This is a genomic window from Staphylococcus agnetis (assembly GCF_002901865.1).
GTDB lineage: Bacteria > Bacillota > Bacilli > Staphylococcales > Staphylococcaceae > Staphylococcus > Staphylococcus agnetis.
Genome location: NZ_PPQF01000027.1, coordinates 22240 through 30182 on the forward strand (window position 1 = coordinate 22240; position 7943 = coordinate 30182).

Here is a 7943-nt window from a genome sequence, read left to right on the forward strand (position 1 = left end):
TTCCCTAATCTCTTCCGCCAAGATGACGATTAGGAGTGCTATTTTTATCACCTGAATTTTACTCACTTCACTTTCTCTCCTTTCAACATTTTGTTCAACCTCTCATCCACATCGACCCAGCTATCATGCAAATGGTACTTGTCGTTAAAGCTGTCCATCCCTATGTTGTGCTGCTCTGTGTGATGTTCACGACATAACGCTAATACTTGGTTGCCGTAGTGATTTATCTTGGTTCTGTCGCGCCCACGTCCTACCGCATATCTATGTGCTAAATCTGAATGAGGTTTTCCACATATAACGCAGTTTCTATTTACTGTTGACCAGTAGAGTTTTGATTTATCCCCTTTCAATAATTCGCTTGTCTTGTAGCTGTGGGGTATTCCGTTCTCAAACACCCAATCCAATGTGATGTCGATGATTTGTGAAGCTTGTGTTCGAGTGCAATTACTAAGCGATATCGGATTGTCATATCCGTGATATGTTCTCGCACACTCAATGAACATATGCCTCATATAGTCCATAGGCTGTCCTGTATGCTGTTCTATGTCTTTGACTAAGGCAAATATCTTACGGCGTTGTTTGTCGGTGATTTGGAACGGATCTACGACATTTACATCAACTTCTACATCGAATCCGTTGTCTAGTAGTAGCGTTTCTTTATCGCCCAATTCAACACCCGAGATGACAACAGTTTTCGTGCCGTCATCTTGAGTGATGTAACTTTTGATTAAAGGCATCTAATCACGTCCAATCAGAACGGTAATTCCTCATCAAAGTCAGCACCGTTATCAAAAGGATTGTCTTGTGCTTGCCCTTGTTGTCGTTTAGGTTGATTGTTTGATTGACCATTATTTTTAGGTTCTAAAAATTGCACACTGTCGCACACAACTTCCGTGACATATACACGTTGACCTTCTTTATTTTCGTAACTACGTGATTGTAGTCGTCCATCAATGCCTGCTAAGCTACCTTTGCTTAAAAAGTTTTTAACGTTTTCAGCTTGCTTGCGGAATACAACGCAATTAATAAAGTCAGCCTGTTGTTCTCCATCTTTATTTTTGAAATTGCGATTTACCGCAAGTGTGAATGTTGATACGTCTACACCTGATGGCGTCGTTCTGAATTCAGGGTCTTTTGTTAATCGTCCTACAAGTACAACTCTATTTAACATTATTCATTCTCCTTCGCTTGTTTACTCCAGTTATCTATTTTTTTAATACATGTACTGATTTGGCTGTTATTCAAAGATTGTAAGTCGCTAATACCTAATTTCTGTTGCACGTCTTCTACGCTCACTTGCTTTCCTTGTGATTGCATAAGTTCGCTAAATTTGAGAATTTCTTGTTTTAAGATTCCAATCGCTTTGGCATCAGGCTTTGTGTACTGCTCTTTCTTTTGCTTTGCGTCTGCGTCATCTTCATCTGTTGGTAATCCAAAAAATTTCATTAAGAAATATCGTTCGGAATAAGTTAAAGCAGTCCCTAGCGCTTTGCTTGGGTCATCTTGTTGACCGATAGCGAAGATAGTTGATTCAATTTTTTCTTCTGGGTTTTCAACATTCGTAATTGTGTAATGTACATTGAGCGATACTAAAAATTCGACTTTCTCTTTACCTTTTACAATTACAGTGATTTGTTGGAAATTTGGTTCGGAAGTCTTAAAACTGATGTTAATTCCGTTTTTGTGTAACTCCGGATTCAGCTTGTGCAGGACTTGTGATCCTGAAACATAACTATATTGATAACCCTTTGTATCTTTGACAAAGCCCTCCATTGAATGTTTAGCTTCGTTGATTCTTTGATATAAGTTCATCTATAACCCCACCTTTACACTGTAAGATGTTGGCTTTTCTATCATTCTTATTCCGTCTAATACTTCGCCATTATCGTCAATTACAGTACCGTCATCAGATACGTTGAAAGCTTTCTTCATGTCTGCTTGATTTAACTTCTTAGTTGTCTTAACAAAGTCTGTAAAACCTCTTTGTTCTAACTGATCAATAACGCCCTGCTCATTTTTTACTTCAAAAACTTTAGCGCCTTTCCGAGACGTCACTTTTCCATATGGCGTATTCAATTTGAATTTACTATCCTTTTCTTTCTCCGCTCTGTAATATTCAGTAACAAGGTATTCTAAATGCTCTTTATTACCTTGTATGCTCTCAAGCTCTTTTGATTCCCATTCTTTAATACGGTCAACTTCTGATTGTGCCAAATCTTTAATTTCTTTTTCCTTAGCACTTATCGCTTCCAGCTTTTTAAAGACCCAGTTAGCACTTGATAAATCTGTAACTTCGAATGTACTTTTCACGTCACTTTGTAGTTCTGATTCTTGTAATAAATTAGTCACTATTTAAACCCTCCTAATAGTCGATTCATTATGTGAGCTTGTTCATCGACATTTTCGTCTATCCATGTTCGCGCATCATTCATTAAAATATCTGTGGCACTTTCCATGCCTGATACGTCATTGATTTCGATTCCACTGACAGTATTGTCATCACGATCTTGAATCGTTACATCGACGCCAAATTCTGTTTTAGCGACGTACATATAAAATTCGAATCCATCTATCTTGATTGTTTTAGAAAATTCTTGTCCGATTTCGTAATACATTTGCGTTTACCTCCATTTTTGATATAATGAGGTCGGATATTAAAGTGTTTATGACCGACCCCGACTGTTTGCTAGTTGCCGCTAGCATTCAGTCTTTTTTTGTGTAATCTCATCCAAAAAAACACACATTGTATATTGTTAATGTTTGGAATCTTGATATAATGTAATTAGATATTTCGCACAATATCAATCACTGACTGTTTGTTGGATTCCCCCTACATCCAGTCTTTTTTTATGCACTAATTACATGCTTTGATGCATAATAAGTAGTTGTCATTGTGATTATTGATACGAATATCGTTGTAGTGAAATAAGCCTCAAACGCGAAAGGTGTAGTCACTACGAACGTTGTTATTAATGCGATGATTAGAGCTAACAGTTTATTCATTCTAAATTCCTACTCCTTTCGCTTTGATAATTTCTGCAAAATTTTCATCGATATATCTGCTCATTTTTCTAGCATTAAATCTCCATCTATTAAATGACTCATCAGGATAGTGTGCGATACCAAGTCGTTTGAGCTCTTTTTCGAATTTAGGGTTAAATAAAAACTTGTTTTTGATAGTGTCATCAGACGACATTTTTAATCTCTTTTTTAGGTCTTTTAAATCCCACACTGGGTCATTTGCTAAATCCTCTAATTCTCTAAACTTTTCACTTTCAACAAGTACAAACCCCTCAGGAATTGAGGCAGTTATTTGTATTGTCTGAACCATAAGGTCACCTCTTAATATCTATTTTTGTATTGCAATGTCACACAAGTGATGAACGCGATAATGTTTAATGCGATTAGTAATGCAGTCATATAAGTAAACCTTTCGTGTATAATGTTCTTATCTCCTTATGAAAGGAGGTGATAAGTATGGATTTAAAGCATGAGTGTGTTCGTGAAGTTCTTTTAGTCATAGAGAAAGAACATACTTTGCACGGAACTTTAGAAAATGCTGTATTTGAAAATAATATTTCGGAATTTTCTAACGAAGATATTGAATACTGTTTAAGACTTTTAAACAACGCTAAATATCTCACCGCTGAGTTCACTATGGATGGATATATTGTTTATGGAATGACTTTTGAAGGTCATTCATTACTGGATAGCATTAGAAACAATACGGTATGGGAAGAAACACAAGATCGCGTTAAAAGATTTGGATCTATTTCCATTCCAGTTTTGCAACAGCTAGCTTCATCAATATCCAAAAAGTTACTTGGATTAGAGTAATTTAAATTCAACACCGTCTATTTGGGCAAACAAATTATCAAAATCAGGGTTTTTCTTTTTGAAAAATTCATTTCTAGCTTTGTATCCACTTATTACAGATTCATTTAAATTGGTTACGCTCCAAAGTCGTCTATTACCTTCTTCGTCATAGTAGTAATAGATGACTTTTTTGTTTTGTGCTTTCATAGCGTCCTCCTTAATTTGGTTGTTCGATTGTGGGTAGGATGTCGTTATCTTTAAGTAAGTCGTAAATGAATAATCTACCTTTTTGCGTCCACTTAGTGTTCATGCGAACCGATGTGCTACCGTCTTTATGTTCAATCTCCGTTGTAGAAGAATGTGTGTAACCTTTGTCGTGTAGATTTGAATAAAGCAACCATTGTCCTGATTGTTTATACTGAACCTTTAAGTCGTGTAATAACTTGTTAAGTGCTTGAGCCGACATACCATAATCCTTTGCAATTTGTCCGACTGTAACTAAACTCTTGTTATTTAAAATAGTGTCTAAATAAGATGCTTTCGGTTCGTATTCGGCAATCTTTTGTTTTTGCATGTTGTTTTCTAGTTGTAATGCCTGTTTTTCTTTTTGTTCTTCAATCCAAAGTTCAGCGCGTTTAACTGGGTCATCTATCATGTAACTTGCGGTAGGCTGTTTAATTTGTCGTTCCATTTCGTTAAATTTGTTGATGTACGCCATTTTGAATTCGTTGTGACCTTGAATGTTGAACATGTATAGAGTGAAACCATCTTTTGTTAGAAGGTATTCTTTTTGGTTTCGACCTCTTGAATCTTTGTAATTACTAGCAATAATTAATGAGCTCACATTTGAGCCGATTAAAATATTTTCTAAATCTCTGATTACATTTTTGTGCGTTCTATTTAATTCATTGGCTACAACTCGGCTAGAAACAACTGCTCCTAATTCCTTATTGTTTTCGATTTTGATTTCTTGTAATAATTGCATTATTTATCCTCCTTTTTTCCTCAACACCCACATTCAACAGACGGTCATCGCAATGACTATTGAATGTATTTTTAGCGCCGCTCATATCATCGCCAGCTCTCGCTCACATCTGCTCAATGTGGATGTCAAGTAAGTTTTGTTAGTTCTTATTAAGAATCTTCATCGTTACTTCTTGAAAATTTGTAATTCTTGCATATTGTTTATGCTCCTTTCGTGTATAATGTTGTTATCAACCTAAGGAGGTGATAAATATGCTTACTAACGACAGTAAGTTTGTGTTACTTCATCTTTATAAAATTTATTTAGATAGGATTGAAGATGGAGAATCAATTAACTCTGCATCTTATTTTGGTAGCGACGAGGAATCCCATAATAATTACTTTTTGGATATGGATTTTGATAAATATGTTTCCTCTGTTCACCAAATAGGTAAGTACGGATTTGCAACAGTTGGTGCGGGTGATAATGGTTTTCTTGAAATGGCTTTATCCAATGAAGGAATTGCTTATTGTGAAAATGAAACTAACAAGAATTATTCATTATTGTTAAAAGCTATTTCTGACTTAAAAAAGCTAATAGTCTAAAATCCAATCATCTGCAATTAAATCGTCTGCGCTTGGCTGCCACCTAGCGCCGGCGGTTTGTCCTTTTGTTTTGTAGTTCTTCGAGACAATTAGACATTGGTAATAAATCAAATTTGTTGGTAATACCCCATATGCATTTTGATTCTTGCGTCTGATAGCTACGCCTTTTTTCATTGCTAATTTAGTTGCTTCTTGAATGTTCATTCTTCCACCTCCTTTATGTCGGTTGTTTGCGTTTCGTGTACTTTGTAGGTAAAAAAATATCCCCAATGTTTTCATCAAAAAAATCAGCAATAATAAACATTTCATCATTTTTAAATTGATGTTTTCCTATCTCTTTTAAACGATAGCCTTCAGTTGAAATATTCAAGATTTTAGCTAAATCTTCTTGGGTGCATTTTCTCTCTTTTCTTAGCTTTATTAAATTCCATTGCATGTTGTCACCTCCTGCTTACAAAACCAACTATACACGAATCGTGTACTACAGTCAATACTAAAGTTTGCATTTCGTGTATTTTTTTGTTGAATACCAAAAATAATTGGGATATACTATAGGTACATTTAGAGGAGGTAAGAAAATGGATAAAAAAGAATTAGCTAAATTTATAGGTAATAAAATCAGACACTATAGAACCAGGTTGAACTTAACTCAAGATCAACTTGGAGAGAAACTCAATACGAAAAAAGCAACCATTTCAAATTATGAAACTGGATACAGAACTCCTAAGCAAGATGATTTGTTTGAAATCGCTCATATTTTAAATATTAGTATCGATGATTTATTCCCCGCAAGAAATAGTAAAAACAACGACATAACATCCATATACAACAAACTCACACCTCCTCGCCAACAAAACGTCCTCAACTATGCTCACGATCAATTAGAAGAACAGAATGCTAAAGGCGATAACGTTGTCGATATTAATTCATATAAACAAGATAAAATTAAAGTTAATGTTAACGGTTGCGTCTCTGCAGGTGTGGGAGAACGCCTACACGACGAATCGTTATTCACTGAAATGGTTAAGGCTCCAGTACCTCCACATGATTTAGCATTGAAAGTTAACGGTGACTCTATGGAACCAATGTTTAAAGATGGCGAAATTATATTTGTGGAGAAAACTCATAATATAAAGAATGGTCAAATAGGAATATTTATCATTGAAGAAGAGGCATATTTAAAGAAGGTGATTGTAGAAGATGACAGATTAACTTTAATCTCATTAAATAAAAATTACAAAGACCTTCATTTTTATGAGAATCAAAGCGTTAAATTAGTAGGTAAAGTGATTTTATAAAATCTAGGAGGAATTTAATATGACTGAAGAATTTGAACATTTCCACGTTAATACAGGTGGCAAAAAACTCTCAGAAGAGCAAATTAAAGAAGTACAAGATTTTATGAAAAGCAAAGAATTTAAAAAGATGATTGAAGAAACAAATGAAAAGCATAAGAGAGTTATGGAATCTAAAATTACTGATCGCACAAAAATGTAATGATTTGCTATACGAAGGGATACAATTCAAATTCCGGAGGATAAATTGATTCAATAGATTAAAGAATTGCGTCAAGAATTTGAAAATAATCTACTCATGACTCCTTTAATATTAGAATATCTAGTAAAAAAATACGTTGAAGAAGAGTATAAGAATGAACAAATCTAATTTACTCTGAATACTTAAATTAAAATTTTAAAACAAATAGGTGATTCAAAGAATGAAAATTATTATTACTTTAATTATAGCATGTGTTTTAATTTTTACTGCTTGCAGTAAAAATGAAGAGAAAAATCAAAATAATTCTTCTAATGAAAGCAAAAAACAACTGGAATCTGACTATAAAGTCCGGGGATCAAGTAACAACATTGTTTATAATAAATTAAATGATAAAAACATTAAAAGAAAAGGGTCTATCGCCTATCCAAGTAATGATAATACAACTACGTATTTTTTAAATAATGATGATGAGATCATCCATGTGAAACGAAGTTTTAATCATTACCCTCTTGATTTTAAAAATGACAAATCTATTATAGATCAACAAGTCCACGACTATATGGAGAAAGATGCAACATTAAAGAAGATTGATAAATCTAATATAAGAACATACTATTCTACTAAATCAAACAAAAATTACTATGCATCTTTTGATTTAAATACAGATGGAAAAGTAACAGGAATACTTATTTCGAGCCAAAATAAAAGATAGTAGCCTTCATATTTAAATCACTATATCTAGATAAAGTTTAGAACAACAAGGGGGATCTAATACATGAACTTAAAAGAAATAACTGATAACACAGGATGGAGTTTAATTGAAATTTTAAAAAGGATTAATAGTCTTCCATACGTTACAGAAGAAATCACTATTAAAAGTTTAGAAGACATGACTAAAGAAGAATTCAAAAAGTTTCTTTTAGGTAGAACGTGGGAGGATATTAATGATTGATAAAAATAACAATGGCTTTTACACTCTTTTAACTATTCTCCTATCAATAATTACCTTATTAGGAATATTAGCATTTATATTAATGTGAATTATAATGATAGAAAAACTG

The 7943-nt window shown here is 33.7% G+C and carries 16 protein-coding genes and 1 pseudogene; 6 read left to right on the plus strand and 11 right to left on the minus strand.

Annotated elements, in window-relative coordinates; all coding sequences use genetic code 11:
* Positions 1–62: 62 nt before the first annotated feature.
* The 7 genes and pseudogenes from CD172_RS05485 to CD172_RS05510 form a co-directional block, all read right to left on the minus strand.
* Positions 63–737 carry a putative HNHc nuclease gene (locus tag CD172_RS05485; protein ID WP_103345714.1) on the minus strand — a complete coding sequence of 225 codons (675 nt, stop codon included), beginning with the start codon at positions 735–737 and terminating at the stop codon, positions 63–65.
* Between the two features lie 62 nt (positions 738–799).
* A pseudogene (locus CD172_RS05490) lies at positions 800–1171 on the minus strand (single-stranded DNA-binding protein); the annotation flags it as partial.
* Positions 1171–1812: an ERF family protein gene (locus CD172_RS05495; RefSeq protein ID WP_103345716.1), complete on the minus strand. Its 642-nt coding sequence runs from the start codon at positions 1810–1812 to the stop codon at positions 1171–1173. The pseudogene CD172_RS05490 and the gene CD172_RS05495, both read right to left, overlap by 1 nt.
* On the minus strand, positions 1813–2349 hold the full coding sequence (locus CD172_RS05500; RefSeq protein WP_103345717.1) for a host-nuclease inhibitor Gam family protein: 537 nt from the start codon (positions 2347–2349) through the stop codon (positions 1813–1815).
* The gene (locus tag CD172_RS05505) at positions 2349–2615 is read right to left on the minus strand and encodes a DUF1108 family protein (RefSeq protein WP_103345718.1); all 267 of its coding nucleotides are present in this window, start codon (positions 2613–2615) and stop codon (positions 2349–2351) included. The genes CD172_RS05500 and CD172_RS05505 overlap by 1 nt, the downstream gene beginning before the upstream one ends.
* Positions 2616–2847: 232 nt before the next feature.
* A complete protein-coding gene (locus CD172_RS12705) occupies positions 2848–3003 on the minus strand; it encodes a hypothetical protein (protein ID WP_167701819.1) in 156 nt (51 codons plus the stop codon).
* A gap of 1 nt (position 3004) precedes the next feature.
* The gene (locus CD172_RS05510; RefSeq protein WP_103345719.1) at positions 3005–3331 is read right to left on the minus strand and encodes a DUF771 domain-containing protein; all 327 of its coding nucleotides are present in this window, start codon (positions 3329–3331) and stop codon (positions 3005–3007) included.
* A gap of 146 nt (positions 3332–3477) precedes the next feature.
* On the opposite strand from CD172_RS05510, the gene CD172_RS05515 reads away from it, so the two are divergent.
* Complete coding sequence (locus CD172_RS05515; RefSeq protein ID WP_103345720.1) at positions 3478–3837, plus strand: DUF2513 domain-containing protein; 360 nt, start codon at positions 3478–3480, stop codon at positions 3835–3837.
* Here the strand turns inward: CD172_RS05515 and CD172_RS05520 are convergent.
* Both CD172_RS05520 and CD172_RS05525 read right to left on the minus strand, forming a co-directional pair.
* On the minus strand, positions 3829–4023 hold the full coding sequence (locus CD172_RS05520) for a hypothetical protein (RefSeq protein WP_103345721.1): 195 nt from the start codon (positions 4021–4023) through the stop codon (positions 3829–3831). The genes CD172_RS05515 and CD172_RS05520 overlap by 9 nt on opposite strands.
* Before the next feature lie 10 nt (positions 4024–4033).
* Entirely contained in the window at positions 4034–4801 is a 768-nt protein-coding gene (locus CD172_RS05525) for a phage antirepressor KilAC domain-containing protein (protein WP_103345722.1), read from the minus strand.
* 251 nt (positions 4802–5052) lie between these two features.
* On the opposite strand from CD172_RS05525, the gene CD172_RS05530 reads away from it, so the two are divergent.
* A complete protein-coding gene (locus tag CD172_RS05530; RefSeq protein ID WP_103345723.1) occupies positions 5053–5385 on the plus strand; it encodes a hypothetical protein in 333 nt (110 codons plus the stop codon).
* On the opposite strand, the gene CD172_RS05535 is transcribed toward CD172_RS05530, so the two are convergent.
* Positions 5374–5589: a Thoeris anti-defense Tad2 family protein gene (locus CD172_RS05535; protein WP_103345724.1), complete on the minus strand. Its 216-nt coding sequence runs from the start codon at positions 5587–5589 to the stop codon at positions 5374–5376. The genes CD172_RS05530 and CD172_RS05535 overlap by 12 nt on opposite strands.
* Before the next feature lie 13 nt (positions 5590–5602).
* Positions 5603–5821 (minus strand): helix-turn-helix transcriptional regulator, encoded by a 219-nt coding sequence (locus CD172_RS05540; RefSeq protein WP_103345725.1) that lies wholly within the window; start codon positions 5819–5821, stop codon positions 5603–5605.
* Between the two features lie 142 nt (positions 5822–5963).
* Here CD172_RS05540 and CD172_RS05545 point away from each other — a divergent pair, with 142 nt between their 5' ends.
* The 4 genes from CD172_RS05545 to CD172_RS12710 all read left to right on the plus strand — a co-directional run bounded on the left by CD172_RS05545 (position 5964) and on the right by CD172_RS12710 (position 7834).
* On the plus strand, positions 5964–6683 hold the full coding sequence (locus CD172_RS05545) for a helix-turn-helix domain-containing protein (protein WP_103345726.1): 720 nt from the start codon (positions 5964–5966) through the stop codon (positions 6681–6683).
* Positions 6684–6702: 19 nt separating this feature from the next.
* Entirely contained in the window at positions 6703–6882 is a 180-nt protein-coding gene (locus CD172_RS05550) for a hypothetical protein (protein ID WP_103345727.1), read from the plus strand.
* Positions 6883–7102: 220 nt separating this feature from the next.
* Positions 7103–7594, plus strand: coding sequence for a hypothetical protein (locus tag CD172_RS05555; RefSeq protein ID WP_103345728.1), 492 nt, complete (start codon positions 7103–7105; stop codon positions 7592–7594).
* Between the two features lie 63 nt (positions 7595–7657).
* Positions 7658–7834, plus strand: coding sequence for a hypothetical protein (locus tag CD172_RS12710; RefSeq protein ID WP_157950565.1), 177 nt, complete (start codon positions 7658–7660; stop codon positions 7832–7834).
* Positions 7835–7943 lie beyond the last annotated feature (109 nt).

Excerpts from the sequence above, each read along its gene's own strand:
- CD172_RS05485 (WP_103345714.1), bottom strand. The coding sequence starts at position 737 with ATGCCTTTAATCAAAAGTTACATCACTCAAGATGACGGCACGAAAACT.
- CD172_RS05495 (WP_103345716.1), bottom strand. The coding sequence starts at position 1,812 with ATGAACTTATATCAAAGAATCAACGAAGCTAAACATTCAATGGAGGGC.
- CD172_RS05505 (WP_103345718.1), bottom strand. The coding sequence starts at position 2,615 with ATGTATTACGAAATCGGACAAGAATTTTCTAAAACAATCAAGATAGAT.
- CD172_RS12705 (WP_167701819.1), bottom strand. The coding sequence starts at position 3,003 with ATGAATAAACTGTTAGCTCTAATCATCGCATTAATAACAACGTTCGTA.
- CD172_RS05510 (WP_103345719.1), bottom strand. The coding sequence starts at position 3,331 with ATGGTTCAGACAATACAAATAACTGCCTCAATTCCTGAGGGGTTTGTA.
- CD172_RS05515 (WP_103345720.1), top strand. The coding sequence starts at position 3,478 with ATGGATTTAAAGCATGAGTGTGTTCGTGAAGTTCTTTTAGTCATAGAG.
- CD172_RS05520 (WP_103345721.1), bottom strand. The coding sequence starts at position 4,023 with ATGAAAGCACAAAACAAAAAAGTCATCTATTACTACTATGACGAAGAA.
- CD172_RS05525 (WP_103345722.1), bottom strand. The coding sequence starts at position 4,801 with ATGCAATTATTACAAGAAATCAAAATCGAAAACAATAAGGAATTAGGA.
- CD172_RS05530 (WP_103345723.1), top strand. The coding sequence starts at position 5,053 with ATGCTTACTAACGACAGTAAGTTTGTGTTACTTCATCTTTATAAAATT.
- CD172_RS05535 (WP_103345724.1), bottom strand. The coding sequence starts at position 5,589 with ATGAACATTCAAGAAGCAACTAAATTAGCAATGAAAAAAGGCGTAGCT.
- CD172_RS05540 (WP_103345725.1), bottom strand. The coding sequence starts at position 5,821 with ATGCAATGGAATTTAATAAAGCTAAGAAAAGAGAGAAAATGCACCCAA.
- CD172_RS05545 (WP_103345726.1), top strand. The coding sequence starts at position 5,964 with ATGGATAAAAAAGAATTAGCTAAATTTATAGGTAATAAAATCAGACAC.
- CD172_RS05550 (WP_103345727.1), top strand. The coding sequence starts at position 6,703 with ATGACTGAAGAATTTGAACATTTCCACGTTAATACAGGTGGCAAAAAA.
- CD172_RS05555 (WP_103345728.1), top strand. The coding sequence starts at position 7,103 with ATGAAAATTATTATTACTTTAATTATAGCATGTGTTTTAATTTTTACT.
- CD172_RS12710 (WP_157950565.1), top strand. The coding sequence starts at position 7,658 with ATGAACTTAAAAGAAATAACTGATAACACAGGATGGAGTTTAATTGAA.